The organism is Teredinibacter franksiae (assembly GCF_014218805.1).
In the GTDB taxonomy this organism is placed as follows: domain Bacteria; phylum Pseudomonadota; class Gammaproteobacteria; order Pseudomonadales; family Cellvibrionaceae; genus Teredinibacter; species Teredinibacter franksiae.
The window spans coordinates 2,049,159-2,066,508 of the sequence record NZ_JACJUV010000001.1 but is presented as its reverse complement, the minus strand read 5'-3'; the positions used below and the strand labels follow the sequence as shown (position 1 = coordinate 2,066,508).

Annotated in this window: 17 protein-coding genes and 1 pseudogene; 11 read left to right on the top strand and 7 right to left on the bottom strand. The window is 49.3% G+C overall.

Annotated features, from left to right (window positions below; genetic code table 11):
• Positions 1-3: 3 nt before the first annotated feature.
• Genes pepP through H5336_RS08465 form a run of 6 tightly spaced genes read left to right on the top strand, consistent with a single transcriptional unit; the run spans position 4 to position 7,367 of the window.
• Positions 4-1,335: a Xaa-Pro aminopeptidase gene (gene pepP / locus H5336_RS08490; protein WP_185233268.1), complete on the top strand. Its 1,332-nt coding sequence runs from the start codon at positions 4-6 to the stop codon at positions 1,333-1,335.
• Positions 1,336-1,342: 7 nt separating this feature from the next.
• Entirely contained in the window at positions 1,343-2,641 is a 1,299-nt protein-coding gene (gene ubiH / locus H5336_RS08485) for a 2-octaprenyl-6-methoxyphenyl hydroxylase (protein ID WP_246439061.1), read from the top strand.
• Positions 2,641-3,900 carry a UbiH/UbiF/VisC/COQ6 family ubiquinone biosynthesis hydroxylase gene (locus tag H5336_RS08480; RefSeq protein WP_185233266.1) on the top strand — a complete coding sequence of 420 codons (1,260 nt, stop codon included), beginning with the start codon at positions 2,641-2,643 and terminating at the stop codon, positions 3,898-3,900. Before ubiH ends, H5336_RS08480 begins: the two co-directional genes overlap by 1 nt.
• 15 nt (positions 3,901-3,915) lie before the next feature.
• The gene (locus H5336_RS08475; RefSeq protein ID WP_185233264.1) at positions 3,916-5,187 is read left to right on the top strand and encodes a paraquat-inducible protein A; all 1,272 of its coding nucleotides are present in this window, start codon (positions 3,916-3,918) and stop codon (positions 5,185-5,187) included.
• Positions 5,180-6,769, top strand: a complete 1,590-nt coding sequence (locus tag H5336_RS08470; protein WP_185233262.1) for a PqiB family protein — start codon at positions 5,180-5,182, stop codon at positions 6,767-6,769. The genes H5336_RS08475 and H5336_RS08470 overlap by 8 nt, the downstream gene beginning before the upstream one ends.
• Positions 6,762-7,367, top strand: a complete 606-nt coding sequence (locus H5336_RS08465; RefSeq protein WP_185233260.1) for a PqiC family protein — start codon at positions 6,762-6,764, stop codon at positions 7,365-7,367. Before H5336_RS08470 ends, H5336_RS08465 begins: the two co-directional genes overlap by 8 nt.
• Positions 7,368-7,432: 65 nt before the next feature.
• Here H5336_RS08465 and H5336_RS08460 read toward each other — a convergent pair whose 3' ends face one another.
• Positions 7,433-8,155: an acyltransferase gene (locus H5336_RS08460; RefSeq protein WP_185233258.1), complete on the bottom strand. Its 723-nt coding sequence runs from the start codon at positions 8,153-8,155 to the stop codon at positions 7,433-7,435.
• Between the two features lie 4 nt (positions 8,156-8,159).
• Here H5336_RS08460 and H5336_RS08455 point away from each other — a divergent pair.
• A pseudogene (locus H5336_RS08455) lies at positions 8,160-8,836 on the top strand (class I SAM-dependent methyltransferase).
• Here the strand turns inward: H5336_RS08455 and H5336_RS08450 are convergent.
• From H5336_RS08450 to H5336_RS23390, 5 genes are all read right to left on the bottom strand, one after another.
• Positions 8,817-9,869: a prenyltransferase/squalene oxidase repeat-containing protein gene (locus H5336_RS08450; RefSeq protein ID WP_246439060.1), complete on the bottom strand. Its 1,053-nt coding sequence runs from the start codon at positions 9,867-9,869 to the stop codon at positions 8,817-8,819. The pseudogene H5336_RS08455 and the gene H5336_RS08450 overlap by 20 nt on opposite strands.
• Entirely contained in the window at positions 9,859-10,578 is a 720-nt protein-coding gene (locus H5336_RS08445; protein WP_185233256.1) for a class I SAM-dependent methyltransferase, read from the bottom strand. Before H5336_RS08445 ends, H5336_RS08450 begins: the two co-directional genes overlap by 11 nt.
• Positions 10,572-11,858 (bottom strand): glycosyltransferase family 4 protein, encoded by a 1,287-nt coding sequence (locus H5336_RS08440; RefSeq protein ID WP_185233254.1) that lies wholly within the window; start codon positions 11,856-11,858, stop codon positions 10,572-10,574. The genes H5336_RS08445 and H5336_RS08440 overlap by 7 nt, the downstream gene beginning before the upstream one ends.
• A 101-nt stretch (positions 11,859-11,959) precedes the next feature.
• Positions 11,960-12,466, bottom strand: coding sequence for a thioredoxin family protein (locus tag H5336_RS08435; protein ID WP_185233252.1), 507 nt, complete (start codon positions 12,464-12,466; stop codon positions 11,960-11,962).
• Positions 12,467-12,543: 77 nt separating this feature from the next.
• Positions 12,544-12,675 carry a hypothetical protein gene (locus tag H5336_RS23390; protein ID WP_281385443.1) on the bottom strand — a complete coding sequence of 44 codons (132 nt, stop codon included), beginning with the start codon at positions 12,673-12,675 and terminating at the stop codon, positions 12,544-12,546.
• 213 nt (positions 12,676-12,888) lie between these two features.
• Here H5336_RS23390 and hisB point away from each other — a divergent pair, with 213 nt between their 5' ends.
• Genes hisB through hisF form a run of 4 tightly spaced genes read left to right on the top strand, consistent with a single transcriptional unit; the run spans position 12,889 to position 15,717 of the window.
• The gene (hisB, locus tag H5336_RS08430; RefSeq protein WP_185233250.1) at positions 12,889-13,482 is read left to right on the top strand and encodes an imidazoleglycerol-phosphate dehydratase HisB; all 594 of its coding nucleotides are present in this window, start codon (positions 12,889-12,891) and stop codon (positions 13,480-13,482) included.
• Between the two features lie 50 nt (positions 13,483-13,532).
• Positions 13,533-14,210, top strand: coding sequence for an imidazole glycerol phosphate synthase subunit HisH (gene hisH / locus H5336_RS08425; protein ID WP_185233249.1), 678 nt, complete (start codon positions 13,533-13,535; stop codon positions 14,208-14,210).
• Positions 14,204-14,941: a 1-(5-phosphoribosyl)-5-[(5-phosphoribosylamino)methylideneamino]imidazole-4-carboxamide isomerase gene (hisA, locus tag H5336_RS08420; RefSeq protein ID WP_185233247.1), complete on the top strand. Its 738-nt coding sequence runs from the start codon at positions 14,204-14,206 to the stop codon at positions 14,939-14,941. The genes hisH and hisA overlap by 7 nt, the downstream gene beginning before the upstream one ends.
• Positions 14,942-14,943: 2 nt before the next feature.
• Positions 14,944-15,717 carry an imidazole glycerol phosphate synthase subunit HisF gene (gene hisF / locus H5336_RS08415; protein ID WP_185233245.1) on the top strand — a complete coding sequence of 258 codons (774 nt, stop codon included), beginning with the start codon at positions 14,944-14,946 and terminating at the stop codon, positions 15,715-15,717.
• Between the two features lie 429 nt (positions 15,718-16,146).
• Here hisF and H5336_RS08410 read toward each other — a convergent pair whose 3' ends face one another.
• On the bottom strand, positions 16,147-16,692 hold the full coding sequence (locus tag H5336_RS08410; RefSeq protein WP_185233243.1) for a helix-turn-helix domain-containing protein: 546 nt from the start codon (positions 16,690-16,692) through the stop codon (positions 16,147-16,149).
• Positions 16,693-17,350 lie beyond the last annotated feature (658 nt).

Below are 17,350 nucleotides of genomic sequence, written 5' to 3'. Positions count from 1 at the left end.
ACTATGAGTATTACCAAACAGGAATTTGCCCGGCGCCGAAAAGCCTTAATGGCGATGATGGAGCCCAACAGTATTGCGATTCTTCCTTCCGCTAAAGAAAAAATTCGCAGTCGTGATACCGACTATCCGTTTCGGCAAGACAGCGACTTCTACTACCTAACGGGTTTTTCCGAGCCTGGTGCTGTACTGGTTTTGTTACCGGAGCGGGAGCACGGGGAGTTTGTTTTATTCTGCCGCGAAAAAAACCGACATAAAGAAATTTGGGACGGTTATCGTGCAGGCCCCGAGGGCGCTTGCAAAGACTATTCCGCGGATGATGCCTTTCCCATTGATGATATTGACGATATTTTGCCCGGCTTAATCGAAGGCCGTGAGCGAATGTATTACGCCATGGGCAGAGATGCCGATTTTGATCGCCATGTTATGGAGTGGGTTAATCTCATTCGCGCCAAGGTGCGTGCCGGCGCTACTCCGCCCGGCGAGTTTTTAGACCTCGATCACTTTCTTCACGATATGCGCCTCTACAAAAGTGCCGCCGAAGTGCGGTTAATGGAGGCGGCCGCTAAAATATCGGCGCGCGCCCATTGCAAGGCTATGAAAACCTGCGCGCCTGGGCGGTATGAGTACGAACTTGAGGCCGAAATACAATATGCGTGCGCACTCGAGGGCGGCCGCCGCTCGGCCTATAACAGCATTGTGGGTGGCGGCAAGAATGCCTGTATCTTGCACTATGTCGAAAACGACCAAAAACTTAAATCCGGTGACCTCGTGCTGATTGATGCCGGGTGTGAATACGAATACTACGCATCAGATATTACCCGCACCTTTCCGGTAAACGGCAAATTTAATCGTGAGCAAAAAGCCATTTATAATCTCGTACTGAAAGCGCAGGCTGCCGCTATTAGTAAAATTGTGCCCGGCAATCACTGGAACGAGCCGCACGATGCCTCGGTGCGCACTATTGTTGAGGGTTTGATTGATCTTGGCCTACTGAAAGGCAAGGTTGAAAAAAATATTATAAAAGAAGCTTACAAAGATTTTTACATGCACCGTATTGGTCATTGGTTGGGTATGGATGTTCACGATGTGGGTGATTACAAAGTTGGCAGCGAGTGGCGAGTATTGGAGCCCGGTATGGTGATGACCGTGGAGCCCGGTATATACGTTGCCGTCGATAACAAAAAAGTCGACGCCAAATGGCGCGGTATTGGTGTGCGTATAGAAGATGATGTGCTGATCACTAAAGACGGGTGCCGGGTGCTGAGCGACGGCGCGCCCAAGACTGTTGCCGATATCGAAAAATTAATGGCCGGGCGAAAAAAAGCGCGGGCATAGAGGTTTTATGAGCATGTATGGCCGTGAGGCAGTAATCGAAAATGCCGATATCGCTATCGTTGGTGGCGGTATGGTTGGCCTGTCGCAAGCGTTATTACTGGCGGGCGAGCTGCCCGGTGCACGCATAGTGCTATTTGAAAGCCTCGCATTTGCCGCCGACGAAGCCGCTTTATTGCAGCCAAGTTTCGATGCACGCTCTACGGCGCTTTCGGCGGCAACGGCAGAGCTGCTGCAGCTAATGAATGTGTGGTCGCCGCTTGCCCAAAGAGCACAGCCAATAAAGCGCGTGCATGTAAGTGATCGTGGGCATGTCGGCGCAACGGATTATTGCGACAGCGATAACCATGGCAAGCCGCTGGGCTATGTTATTGAAAATCGCTGTTTTGGTTATTATTTAAGTCAGGCGGTATTGCGCTGCGACAATATCACCGTAATTGCGCCAGCCTGTGTTACCGCGATTCGCCCTAAGGTGTTGGGTGCGGAGCTGCAATTTGAGTGCGAGGGCGAGCGCAAATCGCTCAATGTACAGTTAGTGATTATTGGTGATGGCATGGCGTCGCCGCTGCGCAGCCAGTTGGGGATAGGTGTAGAGAGCCACGATTATCAGCAGGTGGCGGTCATTGCTAATCTTGAATTTGAGCTGCCCCATAATGGGCAAGCGTTTGAGCGGTTTACCGAGGCTGGCCCTTTGGCTGTATTGCCGCTTCCGCCTGAGGCAGCGGTTAGCGCTGGTGGTAGTCGTCGCGCAGCACTGGTTTGGACCCAGGCATCCAAATCGCTGGCCGAAATTCAGAGCTGCACTGATCAGCACTTTATTCAGCAACTTCACCATGCATTTGGTTTTCGGCTGGGTAACTGCACACGGGTAGGTGAGCGCCATAGCTACCCGCTGAAAATGGTCTTTGCCAAAGAGCAGGTACGTTCTTCTATTGTACTCATTGGAAATGCCGCGCATTTTCTCCACCCGGTTGCAGGTCAGGGTTTTAACCTCGCCATTCGTGATTGCGCGCAATTGGCTGCCGTATTGTCCCAAGCCGTGCAAAACAATCAGCCGCTCGGCGATTTAACGGTGTTGCAGCGCTACCTTAAATTACAGGCTTTGGATCAGCAGGCAACGGCGTCCATTAGTCATGCGTTTATTCGCGTATTCACTCACCCCAATATAGGGGTAAAGCTGGGCCGAAACCTTAGTCTTTTGGGGTTGGGGTTGTCGGACACGCTTAAAGGTGAATTTTTTGCGCAGATGATGGGGCAAAGCTTGCCTAGAGCAAAAGTAAACTGGTCCGCTTTAGGAACCTACAATTGATGAGCGTGGAATACGATATTGTTATTGTTGGCGGCGGCATGGTGGGCGCTGCTTTAGCCGCGAAGCTTGCTTCTCAAGAAGCGACTAGCGGCTTGCGTATTGCCCTCGTGGAGGCTGGCCCTCAGCCACCGTTATTCACGGGTGATAACTTCGACCCGCGTGTTGTGGCGCTTTCGCAAAAGTCGGCGGCACTGCTGCAAAGTTTGGGTGTTTGGCAGGATATAGTGCAAGTACGTGCCTGTGCTTACACAGCCATGGACATCTGGGATGCCGAGGGTACCGGCAACATTCAGTTTTATGCTGAAGACGTTCACCAGCCTTGTCTGGGGCACATTATCGAAAACAGCGCAGTCGTGCGCTGCTTGCGCAATCGATTAGAAAGCCTGCCATCGGTCACGCTGCTAGACGATTACCGCGTTGTCGGTTTCGACAATAGTACGCTGCCGGGGAAGTTAACTCTGCAGGGCACCGATAATCTGCAGGACACCGATAAAGAGTGCACCCGAGAATTACATGCGTCGCTGGTGGTGGCCGCCGATGGTGCTCGCTCGCAAATGCGTGAAATGGTGGGCCTGAAAACCCGCGAGTGGGATTACCACCATACCGCTATTGTAACCACCGTGCGCTGCGAGCGCTCGCATCAGCACACCTGTTGGCAGCGATTTACGCAGCGCGGCCCCATTGCTTTGCTGCCCCTACAGCCGAGTGCAAGTGCAAGTGCAAGCGCCGATAGCGGTAGCCGCCATTTTTGTTCATTGGTGTGGTCGGCCCAAAGTGATTTGGCCGAAGAGTTGATGGCGCTCGATACGCCTGCATTTTGTCATCGCCTGGGCCAGGCGTTTGAATATCGCCTTGGGGCTGTGGAGCAGAGTGCCGAGCGCTTTGCCATACCTCTTCGTCAGCGCCATGCGGTGGACTACATCGGCTCGGGGTTTGCGCTTGTGGGTGATGCCGCGCATAGCATTCATCCATTAGCTGGCCAGGGGGTGAATCTCGGTTTTTACGATGTTCAGGCGCTGGCAGAAGAAGTCTCGCGTGCGTGTCAGCGCGACATTCCGCTTGTTGACGGTTCCATTTTGCGGCGCTATCAGCGCAACCGTAAAACGCAGAACCTGCTGGCGATGGCCTCTATGGAAAGTTTTAAGCAATTGTTTGCAGCCGATGACCCTTTTGTGCGCTGGGCACGTAACAGCGGCATGTCATTAGTGAATAATCAGTTTTTTTTGAAAAAACAATTGGCGCAAATCGCTGCGGGATAGACCCAGAACCAAAAGATGTCAGATCACACTTCCATACATAATCACGAAAACGTTGTTCAGCCTCACGCTGAGCATCGCGACTGGCTGCTGTGTCACGACTGTGGTGAATTACAAAAAGTTGTCTCGATTTCATCGGACAACGAAATGGTGTGCTACAAATGCAATGCCATATTGCATAGCGGGCAAGCGCGGCGGCTGGAGTTGGCGGCGGCGCTGGCGGTTACGGCTATGATTTTGTTTGTACTGAGCAATACGCTGCCGTTTATTACGCTTGAAGTGGCTGGGCAAAGCCAAACGGCCACGATACTCGACGGTTTTTTTGCGCTGGTTGAACGCAATCAGTGGATATTGGCCGGTATGGTTGTCACAACCATATTTCTATTTCCCTTGGTTGAAATATTTTCATTCCTATATCTACTTATTCCTTACACCTACAATCGTCGGTTGCCGGGGCACACCATTATTTTGCGGTGGCTTATTCGCGCGCAGAATTGGAGTATGCTGGAAATATTCATGCTCAGTGTGGTGGTGGCATCGGTTAAGTTGGCCGACATGGCGATTGTTCATTTGGAGGTGGGGGCTTACGCATTTTTTGCGCTGGTGGGGGTTTTATTGCTGGCGTATGTAAAGCTTAACCGTCGTCGCCTATGGAATTGGATAAATACCAATAATTATTTTTCCGCTTTCGAAAATGAATATGTTTACGATTGCCGTACTTGCCGGGCAATGGTGGGAGAGTCCATTGTCGATAATAGCCATGTGTGCCCGCGCTGTGGTTCGGATATTCACCGACGTATACCGAAAAGTTTACAAAAAACCACAGCCCTGGTTGCGGCTTCTGTGGTGCTGTATGTACCAGCCAATATTTTGCCGATAATGACCTACTCGACGCTTGGCGAAGTGTATTCCGACACCATTTTTTCCGGTGTTATTGAATTGCTAAAAGAAGGCTTATGGGGCGTCGCGGTGGTGGTGTTTGTGGCGAGTATCGTTGTGCCCATAACCAAACTGGTTATACTGATTTATCTTATCTGGTCGGTTAAAACCGGCCTGCGTCGTGGCGCCAGGCACAGAGCAGTGCTTTATCGCTTAACCGAACTCATTGGGCGCTGGTCTATGGTGGATGTATTCGTCGTCACCCTGTTGGTGTCGCTGGTGCAATTTGGATTTATATATACAGTGGAACCAGAGGGCGCGCTCATCGCTTTCGGTGCTGTTGTTATTCTTACTATGGTCGCCGCAGAAACGTTTGATCCGCGACTAATCTGGGATATGTTGGATGAATAGAGTCCTTAACAAAGCCACTACAAAAGAAGTAACGGGAATATCACCAGTATGGATAGTTCCAGCGGTGGCGTTACTTATTGCGCTTTGGCTTGCGGTTCAGGCACGTATGGAGCGCGGCACTGTTATTGAAATAACCTTTGATAATGGCACCGATATTATCGCTGGCCAAACCCAAATAAAACTTAACGAGGTCAAAATTGGTCTAGTGCAAACCGTTAAGTTATCCAGTGACCTTAAGCATGTGGTAGTAAGTGCTGAGCTGGAGCGCGATATTGCGCCGCACCTGAGCGAGAACTCGCGATTCTGGATTGTTACCCCGCGCATCAGCGCAACCGGTGTGTCTAACCTCGGAACGCTAATTTCCGGTGTATATATTGTGATGGACCCAGGCCCATCAGGTGCTCACACGACCAATTTCCGTGGGCTAACAGAGCCACCCGTATTTGAATCTGATGAGCCTGGCACCCAGTACGTGCTCCAAGCTGAAGAGCTTGGCTCCCTTGATATTGGTTCGCCCATCTACTTTCGCCAAATTCGCGTGGGAGAGGTTACTGGCTACAAGCTTTCCGGCAGTATGGATCATGTTGATATCAACTTTTTTATTCGTTCCCCCTACGATGAGATGGTGCAGACACGAAGCCGTTTTTGGAACGTAAGTGGCTTTGGCGTTTCAATTAATGCTGATGGCATGAAAGCGCGTATGGAATCGCTTGCTTCGCTCATTAATGGTGGTGTTGCCTTCGACAATACTGCCGGTTTCGAAAACGTTCAATTAGCCGATGCAGCCCATCGATTCTACCTATATTCCGATCGAGAATCGGTGCTGGAAGGTCGGTTTAATATTAAGTACTACTACCGATTAAAATTCTCGGGCACGGTACGGGGTTTAACAGTAGGGGCGCCGGTAGAATTTCGGGGTATAAAAATTGGCGAAGTGGTGGATGTAGAATTGGCTAGCGCCGAAAATGTACACGAAAGTTTGCATGTTTTTATTGCGATGGAACCCGAACGGCTACAGCCTGACGAATCACCCTCGCGCGAGGAAGTCGATAACCGTATGGAGCGCATGGTACAGCAAGGGCTTCGAGCGCAGATGAAAACGGCAAGCCTGATTACCGGCTCCAAATTTATAGATCTATCGTTTATCGACGATCTGCAGCCGGTTGAATTTGTGCGTGCAGAAAACTACTCCGAAATACCAACGGTACTCGACACCATTGACCAGGTGGGTCAGCAGGCGTCGGATGTACTGGCAAAAATCAGTAAAATACCGTTTGACGATATTGGTGTTGAACTGGCTGGCAGCCTAGAAAGCCTCAACCGTATTTTAACCGAAGTCGAAAAGCGCGATACGGCGGTTAAGCTAGATAACACCATTGCCTCTGCAAATGCAGCACTTGCACAGATGACGATGGCCATGACAAGTTTAGAGCAAACCATAGCGCCGGATTCAGAATTGAAATATGAATTAACCGAGATGGCAAGATCCATGAGCGATGCTGCACGTGCACTTGAGCTGTTTGTAAATGAACTTAACCGCCACCCTAACGCCCTGATTTCCGGAAAAGAAAAAGATGAATAGTAAGGCTTTATGCGGCAGTTTAATTCTGCTTATGCTGTTAACCGCCTGCGTCAGTAGCGGCCCAAAAACGCAGTACTACACCCTGTATACGCAAGTGCAGCCGGAAACCCATACGCCGTTGGTTGGCGACAAGCTGTCGTTCGGTATAGGCCCCATTATATTACCCGAATACCTCGATCACCCCGCAGTGGTTAGTCGTACGCAAACTCAGCAAATACGTGTTTCGGGTACTTATGCCTGGGGTGGAAATTTAAAAGCGACGGTGGGGCGTGTTCTGGCCAGTAATCTTTCTGAATATTGGCAGCAGGATAGTGTGTGGGCCTTCCCTTGGGACAACCGCGCTCGGCCTGAGTATCAAATTAGAATTGTGTTCGACGATTTTGCCGGTGTCCGTGGTGGTACTGTTAGCGTTAATGCACGCTGGATGTTGTTTGAACAAGGCGGCAAAAAAGAAATTGCTGTGGGTACAATACAGTTGTCTGGTGAAACTACAGATGAATCTGTGGAGGCCTACGTAAAAAGCCTAAACAGTTTGCTGAACGCATTTTCCGTAGAGTTAGCGAAAGAGGTTGCTGAAGAGTTATCGGCTTTTCAGTAAAAACTCTTTAGAGCCCCTTAAAATACCGGTTAATTCAAGCTACCTGAAAGGCTTCGTTAGGGCGGTTAGTCTTTTTGCGAGGGCCAGATTAATGTTTTCAGCCAATAGAAAAAACGGTTGTTGGCATTAAAGGCCCTTTCCAGTTCTTCCTGTGTTTGCCAGTAGTCGCCGCTGTTTTGAAAAAGAAATTCCCGTTTTAGCATGCGCCTTTTGGGGTTTATGTGTTTAACAATTTTGGCGGGGTTGCCAGCGGCGATAACATTGGCGGGAATGTTATGAGTAACCACCGAGCCTGCTCCAATAATACTGTTTTCACCAATGCTCACACCCTTACAAATAATGGTGCGTAAGCCCACCCATACATTGTCTGCCAATGTTACCGGTGAGGTGCAGCGAAACGGACGTATGCGATTGTAAGTACCGTGCCAGTCGCAATCAGAAATGGTTACTTCGGCCGCCAGCATGCAGTTGTTGCCAATCATTATCGACTGGGCCGCCGCCAGTTGCACGCCGGGTGAAATTAAACAGTAATGCCCAATATGAATGTATCCGCGTTGCTGCTTGCTGCGCCAGCTGGTGAGGGTTACCGGTTGATGTCGGTTGCTGATAATATGCAGGTAATCCCCGGCTTCTATATCGCACCCTGTAATTTGCACTGTTGGTGGTTGGTGTATGGCTGGGTGTACACCCAGCTTGTCGAACTGGGGGCGCAGTTTTTTTTCCACTAGCCATCGGTTCAGTTTACGCTGAAGGCTTTTAACGAATAACGGAGTATGGTTTTTGCGCACGTCTATGGGTACCGGGTTAAATACATTTAAACATCCATCTACATTTTTTCAACAGCATAGCATTAAAGGCTTTCTTGCTAGCCATGAAGGCGAAGCGCTGTTTGAATATGCCGGTAAAGCAAAGGCCGTTGGTCCCTGCCTAGAGATTGGCAGCTACTGTGGTAAGTCGACGGTGTATATTGGCCTTGCCTGTAAAGGTTCCGGGAATACGTTGTATGCTGTTGACCACCACCGAGGGTCTGAAGAGCATCAGTTAGGCGAAGAGTATCACGACCAAGCGCTCTATGATCACGGGTTCAGCAAATGGATAGCTTCCCCTGTTTTCGTGAAACCTTAAAGCTTGCGCAGCTAGAGGATACCGTTATACCGGTGGTGGCCAGTTCGGCGCTAGCGTTACGTCATTGGCAAACGCCATTGGGTTTTGCCTTTATTGACGGCGGCCATAGCCCGCAAATGGCCATGGACGACTGCACCGGCTGGGCCGAAAAAATTGCACCCGGTGGTTTGCTCGCCATACACGATATTTTTGAGCGACCAGAAGACGGTGGCCAAGGCCCCTATCTTGGTATGCAAGCGGTACTGAATAGTGGAAAGCTTAGCGGGAAGGTAAGTGAAAAGGTAAGTGAAAAGTTTATAACGATTGACCGTATCGATTCTTTAGCTATTTTACAGCGTCAATAAAACTTGAGCGTGTGGTGAATAGTTTTGACGCCGGTGTGAGTGTGTACAGGGCATCGGCGGCGAGCAGAATGGCGGCGGATGTCCAGCTGGTTTTTTCCTGTGGCCATATTACTTTGTCGCGAAAACTGTAGCCCGTCCAATAGCCACCGTCGGTGTCTTGCCACTGCGCTAACCATTGAAACAACTGCGTTGCTTCCTGCTGTTTTCCTGCGGCTAGGGTGGCCATAACCAGCTCGCAGGATTCGGCTACCGTTACCCAGGGTTCATCACTTACACAGCGGCAGCCTAGGCTTTCTTCTACAAATTCATGCCAGCGTTTTTTCAAACGCAATTGCGCCTCTTGCCGGGAATAAATACCGGCGAGAATAGGATAAAACCAATCCATTGAATAGCGCGATTTGCTTTCCCATGTGCGGTCGAAGCGCCAGGGTTTGTTGAGTAAAGCATCGGCCAAGCGGTGGTAGCTTTCCAGCCAGTCTGGTTTTTTTATGCCTAGGCTATGGGCAAGGTTTAGTGCGCATTCCAAACTGCGCAGAATGGATGAGCAAGCGGTAACGAGGGCATCTTTAGGTAACGGTTGTTTTTCTGATGTTGCCCATTGAATATCGCCTTCGCTGTGTTGATGGCGAAGCACAAAATCTATGCCACGCTCGACCATTGTAAAGTGTGCTTGGATGAAGGTTTTATCGTTAAAAATTAAGTAGTGATGCCAGACGCCGGTAGCCGGGTAAGCAACAAAATTGGTTTCAATTTTGGTTGGGTCTTCGGCGACAAAATAATGGGCCAACCAGCTGCCATCTGCCCGCTGATTCTTCCGCAACCAAGTGTAGGCCTTTTCAGCCCTTGCCTTTTCGCCGGCAATGGCGAAGGCCATGGCGGCCTCGGTGTGGTCCCATGGGTCCAGTTTATCGTTGCCGTGCCAGCGAATAGCGCCATCGTCAAGTTGGCAGCTGCGCAAAAATTTCAGGTTTAGTTCTATATTCAGCGGCGCGTTGTTTTGCCGAAGTTTATTTTCCAATGCACTATTCATCATTTATAAAGTAGAGCACCAAGCTCTTTCCCATTATGGGGTTTAGTAGCGTATCGAGCCATTGGGTAATCCAGGGTTTTTTGAATAAATCCCACACCAACAGTTTGTGATAAAGACGTACAGGTAGAAAACCTTCGCCCCGCTGCCAAAACAGGCAGCGCAGCCACCAGTAGGGAGCGTGCAGTGAATGGGCCCAGTGTTTTTTCTGAAAACGGTAACCCTGTTGCTGTATTTGTTGCAGAAGTTTGCGGCCGTTAAAAATGCGAACGTGGCCACCTTCTACTTGGTGGTAGGCTTTTTCTAGCCACCAGCATAGGGATTCTGGCCACTTCCTTGGGACGCTAATACACAGGCTACCACCGGGTTTTAGAATACGCTTTATTTCTATGAGCATGCACTCGTAATCGGGGATGTGTTCGAGCACCTCGGAGCAAACGATATGCTCGACGCTGTTGTTAGCAAACGGCAAGTTAAGGCCGTTGCTATGAATAAAAGAAATGCTTGCCTTACCTGGCTGGGTAAGCGGTAAATCGGCGATACGCTGCTGTGCGGTATCTAAATCGTTGCGGTTTAAATCTAAGCCAATGAAGGCTACCGGTTGTTGGTGAAAGTGAAAAAACAAACCCAGCGTATGACGGCCCTCGCCGCAGCCGAGGTCGAGCACCTTGTCGCCAGCTTTTATCGATAAATTTTCGAGTTTGAGGGTTAGCATGATGGTGTTTGGGCAATAATATCCTGGTAGTAGTTCGTCATGTTTTCGGCAACGTGGTTCCAGCAAAAACGGTTAACAATGCGTTCGCGTGCACGGAGCGATAGTTCTTCGGCGAGTTGTGGCTCGCGTAGAATGCACAGTATACCCTTTGCTAGGGCCTCTGCATTACCCGCCGGCACTAGCAGGCCGGCATCGCCCACCACTTCGGGTAAAGCACCACCATCGCTACTAACAACCGGTAGGCCACAGGCCATGGCTTCGCCTGCGGGCAAACCAAATCCTTCGTAAAGAGATGGGCAGGCGGCGAGGCTGGCGCGGTTGTACTGCATAACCAGTTGTTCGGTGGAAAGCTGTGAACGAAAAGATATGTGTTTTTGCAATTGGTGGTGTGCAATACGCTTTTCGGCGGCGCCGCCTTTTTTTAGTTTTCCGATAATGCGCAGTTGCGCTTGGGGAAATTGTTTTACCACCAGCGCAAAGGCATCTAGCAGGCAGGTAAGCCCTTTAAGTGGTTGATCTGACGAGGCTGTAGTAATAATACGGAAAGGGCTTTTTTTAATGCTAAGCGGTTTAAAGGCCTGGGTGTCTATGCCGTTGGGTATCACCTTAATGTCGTGATGACGATTAAAGCAGGTGGCAATATCTTTTGCAGAACTGTCGGACACCGTTGTTACAAAGTTTAAGCGGCGTGCCACTTTCTCTTGCATGCTCAAAAAACTGTACCAGCGGCGAACCAACAGCCGGTACTGCCAGTTGGGCGCTGCGGCAAGCGCGGTTTCACGGTCGCGATGAATGGGGTGGTGAATGGTCGATACCACGCGGTGCCCGTTTTGCTGCAGTTTTAGCAGGCCGTGGGCGAGGCTTTGATTGTCGTGAATAATATCGTAATCGCTGCTTGACAGTTTTTTGGCTACTCGCCTACCAAAGGTATAGGGTTCTGCAAACCCGCCGGTAAGCATTGCCCACCACTCCCAAGTATCGGTAAATGAGCGCAGGTGGCGAGCACGCAGTGCTCGGGTGTGATCTGTTGCTTCAAATAGGTCTAGGCTGGGCACCTTAAATAAGGTTACCCCTTGGCTGAGCTCTGGGTAAGGTGGCCCAGAGTAAACGTGCACCTCATGTCCAACCTGTGTGAGCGCACTACTGAGGTACTTCAGGTAAATGCCCTGGCCGCCAACATGGGGCGCACTGCGGTAACCCAGTAAGGCAATCTTAAGCGGCTTTGCGGAAGCAAGTGGTCGCAACTCGGCGGACGACGGTTGATGTTCTGCAGCGGTCATGGGTGGGCCTAGGGTAACGGAAGCCGAAGAATCGCAAATGACCGCGGGCGAGGCAAGCGTAAATATGTAAGCCGCCGCTGAAAACCAGTGTCTACTGGTGGTTAGGGGCCAATTAATTGTTTAAACGCGTCTGGGTCGTAGGTGCGTGGCAGTTCGCGTAACACATTTCCTGCGCTGTCTAAAATAAGGAGGGTAGGGTAACCGCGAATATCGTATTTTTTCTGTACAGCAACACCCTCATCGGATTCGTACTCAACGCGGGCGAATTCATAATTAGCTTCGATGGTCTGCTGAACGCTCGGGTCTGACAGTACTTGGGTGTCTAACTTACGGCAGCTTGGGCACCAAATGGCCGAAACATCCATGAGAACTGGGCGCCCGCTAGCAGCCGAACGCTTCAGCGCTTCATTTAGGGTTACCCGTTCGAGGGCAACTTTATCGAGTGCGGCCTCGCCGAGGTAGGTTTGGATTTCTACATGGCCAAAATAGAAAGCCGCAAGAATTCCGCCGTATATGAGCAGGTTTTTCCAGCCCTTAAAATTTTTGGGCTGCTCGGGAGGGAGCTTTTTGTCGTTGGGTTCAGGCGGTGGGTTTGGGGTTTCAGGCATGAGTGCTCCAGTAAAACGCGTACCATAATCAGTGTAGTACGTGCTTTGACTGGGGCTGGGTATAAATGTTCCTTAGCTCAGTGGCCGTCGCCATGCTCTATACGTGGGTCTAGGTAGCCAAGTATGCCAGCGGCTACCAGTGCAATCACAACAATTAGGCCCATACTGCCGAGCATAGCGTACCCGCCTACCATTACCACTTCATTCATTGTCAGCATCTCCTGTTATTTGGAACATTACCTTCAATATGCATCAGCGTCATAAGCATTGCCGTGATAAACACCGGTTCGACGCTCTCGTTGAGGTTAATACAGAGGTGAATGGGGATATTGATATACGTCAATCAAAGCCGGGCTGGCTCTGGGGTAGTTTCAAACGATATAATTCCCGCCTTTGTAATGCCTCCAACTGGACTCTCCCCAATGACAGACAGAACAGCAGCGGTAAATCGCGATACGCTGGAAACCCAAATTTCGGTAGCCGTTAACCTAGACGGCTCCGGTAAAGCCCGGTTTGATACCGGCGTGCCCTTCCTTGAGCACATGATGGACCAGATTGCCCGTCACGGCCTGATCGACCTAGATGTGACCTGTAAAGGTGATAATCACATCGATGATCACCACAGCGTGGAAGATATAGGCATTACCTTAGGGCAGGCGGTTGCGAAAGCTGTTGGCGACAAGCGCGGTATTCGCCGTTATGGTCACGCCTACGTGCCTTTGGATGAAGCGCTGTCACGCGTGGTTATTGATTTTTCTGGTCGCCCTGGGCTAACAATGAATATCCCCTTTACTCAGAAGCGCGTCGGCAGTTTTGACACAGAGCTGTTCTATGAGTTTTTTCAGGGGTTTGTTAACCACGCTCAGGTAACGCTGCATATTGACTGTTTGCGCGGTGAGAATTCGCATCACCAGATAGAAACCGTGTATAAGGCTTTTGGCCGGGCCCTACGCTTTGCGTTGGAAGTAGACCCTCGTCTTGGCGGCGCCATGCCCTCTACAAAAGGCACACTGTAAATTGAGCGGGGGTTACCCGCTTTTCAACTTCACATAGTAAGAATACACTTATGAACCGCAAACAAGTGGCCGTTATTGACTACGGAATGGGGAATCTTCACTCCGTTGCTAGTGCTTTAAAGCACGTGGCGCCGGGCTTGGATGTTGCTGTAACCAGTGATAATGAAGTAATTGCCAATGCAGACCACGTAATATTTCCAGGCGTTGGCGCTATTCGAGATTGTATTGGCGAAATTCGCAAACAGCAGGTAGACCTAGCGGTAAGCGAGGTTATTCAGTCCGGTAAGCCATTGCTTGCCATATGCGTTGGCCTGCAGGCACTAATGGATTATTCCGAAGAAAATAATGGTGTCGACTGCTTAGGCGCATTTCCCGGTAAGGTTAAGTTTTTTTCCGGTAATACACAGTTCAACGCTGCTCACGATGAAGGCTCTTCATCGGGTGAGCATTTAAAAGTACCGCACATGGGCTGGAATAATGTCGCCCAAAAAATGGACCACCCTTTGTGGCACAACATAGAAGAGGGTGGGCGTTTTTATTTTGTGCACAGCTATTATGTGCAGTGCGAAGACCCGAGCATTGTTGCGGGCGAATGCCACTACGGTATTGAATTTACGGCGGCGATTGCGCGCAATAATGTTTTTGCGGCGCAATTCCACCCGGAAAAAAGCCATACCAATGGCTTGCAACTGTTAGAGAATTTTTTAAAGTGGAACGGCAAATGGTAATTATCCCCGCAATTGATTTAAAAGACGGCCAGTGCGTACGCCTGCGCCAAGGATTAATGGAAGATTCCACCGTGTTTGGTGACGACCCGGTGGCCTTCGCTCGCCAGTGGGTAGAAAAGGGTGCTCGCCGCTTACATTTAGTCGACTTAAACGGTGCTTTTGCCGGAGAGCCAGTAAACGGCGAAGTGGTTAAGGCTATAGCCAAGGCATTTCCTGAATTACCCATTCAAATTGGTGGCGGCATACGTTCGGCTGAAACCATTCAGCATTATTTAGATGCGGGTGTGGATTACGTTATTATTGGCACAAAGGCGGTAAAAGAACCGGTATTTGTAACGGAAATGTGCAAAATATTTCCCGGTCATATTATTGTTGGCCTAGATGCGAAAGATGGCTACGTTGCCACCGACGGCTGGGCCGAAGTATCTGAAATAAAAGCTACCGACCTTGCCAAACAGTTTGCCAACGATGGCGTTAGCGAAATTGTATATACCGATATTGCTCGCGACGGCATGATGCAGGGCGTAAACGTAGAGGCAACGGTAGCGATGGCTGAAGCATCCAATATTCCTGTTATAGCCTCTGGCGGCATTACCAATATGGACGACATTAAAGCGCTAGCGGCAAAAGCCGGTGCGGGTATTTCCGGTGCCATCACTGGTCGCGCAATATACGAAGGTATGCTGGATATAACCGAAGCACAACACTATTGCGATAGTGTAGGAGCCTAAAAATGCCGCTCGCAAAACGCATAATACCCTGCTTGGATGTGGATAAAGGCCGCGTTGTTAAAGGCGTGCAGTTTGTCGATATTCGCGATGCTGGCGACCCCGTTGAGGTGGCAAAAAAGTATAACGAACAGGGAGCCGATGAAATAACCTTTCTCGACATTACCGCCACGCACGAAGCGCGCGACACTACGGTGCAAACCGTAGAAAAAATTGCCGCAGAAGTGTTTATACCGCTAACGGTTGGCGGCGGAATACGCGAACTCGTCGACATACGTAATATGCTCAATGCCGGTGCGGACAAAATCGGCATCAACTCCGCTGCCGTTAAAAATCCAGAATTTGTAAAAGCCGCCGCCGACAAATTTGGTGCGCAGTGCATTGTTGTAGCCATTGATGCCAAAAGGGTAAGTGCACACAACGAGGCCCCGCGCTGGGAAATATTTACCCACGGTGGACGCAAGCCAACTGGGCTTGACGCCGTTGAGTGGGCCATTCGTATGGCTGAATATGGGGCAGGTGAAATACTGCTCACCAGCATGGATAAAGACGGTACAAAAGATGGCTTTGACTTAGGCGTTACACGCGCTATTTCCGACGCAGTGCCTGTGCCCGTAATTGCTTCAGGTGGTGTGGGTAACCTGCAGCACTTGGTTGACGGTGTGGAAAAAGGCGCAGCCGATGCCGTATTGGCAGCGAGCATTTTTCACTTCGGCGAATATACCGTACCTGAAGCCAAAGCGTATATGCGTGCAAAAGGTATAGAAGTACGCCTTTAGGGCGTCGCTCTAGGTTTATTTTAAAGAGCTACTGGCAGCAGCAAACAATACAGCGGTCTCTTGAAAAAACGATTTAATCATAGCCTTTTCCCGTTTGATGTTTTCTAGATCTAAAGCGGCTCGATTTTTTAATGATTCTCCTTACTTGAGTGGCTTTTTTGATGTGACGATATTTCTCATCTGATTGCGCACTGCTCATTTGGATTTAAATCAGGTGCATACGGTGGTACAAATACCATTTCAGCTTCCCCTTCAAGCGAATCAAGGTAGTTCGTGACTTTCATTGATTAATGTACGGGATGCCCATCAAGGATGAGTATGACGGGGTGGTTATGGCCTTTTCGGAAACTTTTTTAGGCCTTCAATACATTTATCCGCATAAGTTTTCCGTCAAAAACGTGATACCAAAAGCCCCCTTATTTGATAACGCTAAGATAGCATTAATAGCCGGCCTTTGATCGCTTTTTCTGACGACAGGTGTCGTTCCTTTTTCACCCCAGGTACGCTGTAAAGGGTCATCAGAACGAATAGAGGCTTCATTCGACCAAAATATGTCAGCCCCTTTATTTTTAGCGTATTTATTATCTTTAGGTTAGACTTCTTCAACTCATTCTTGCACTGCTTTCTCGTCTCGCTCATACGCTCTACGTAGCGGTTTTTGTGGCGTGTCCACAAACCAAAAGCAAAGTCATGCTGTCGAGGGGCTCCGCCAGGTATCCAACTTTTTATTTTTTGCTCTTCAAGATCGGATAGTGGTCGATTGCGTCCAGTTCGCGCTTTGGGTGCCAGAGCTTTAATTCTTTTTTCTCGCGCTAAACGCAACCAAGTGAACATCGTTTGGCTTCCAAGGCCGAAGCTGCGTGTCACTTCGGCCGCTGTTTCACCATCATGTACTCGCTGCACGGCTATCTTGCGAATTAAATGCTGTTCTTCTGTACTAAGTTTCCTTGCGACATTTTTCGTGACGTTTATCATTCATATTTTAAATGATGTGTATTGATTATTCGTGACTCACTAGTATGTGCAAGGCTTAAATCTCCCCGTTTTTATAGTGATGGGTAGCACTTTCATTGTATCAACCTGTTTGGGTTTACCCCTTTTTGTGGGACAGCAATGAGCTCATATATAAAATGAGGTCAAAAAATTCGAGTCAGGCCTATGGTTTATGATGTCTTCTTCGCGGGTGCGTACCATTATGCTACCTATTTTTACGAGTTGAGTTCGAAGTTGATTGAAGCCAGTAAAACAAAAAACTCCGATTTTTTAAGCAAGGCCTAAGCAGTCCTCCCTCTCCAACAGCGTTAGCATTGTTGATTAAAAATATGCTGTATATGCTCGTGGATATTTAGCTGGTTGATCTTGGTCGTTTCTATAGGTTAGCGCCATCTATCGCTTAACTTTTGCTAAGCGGTAGAGTCTTACGACCAGATATTAATTTCTGCCTTTTATTCTTGCCTTATAGCTTCGAGCTTTATGGGGTGAGGTTATTTTGGTGCTTACAATTTCCAGTGTGATTTGCGTGATTGCGCATACATTGAAAAAACTTGGGTGGCTGAACATTGATCAGTTAGGCTGGAAGTTGAACACTTTTTACTTTACTTGCAAAATAATTAACTTTTTTATCCTAAACCGC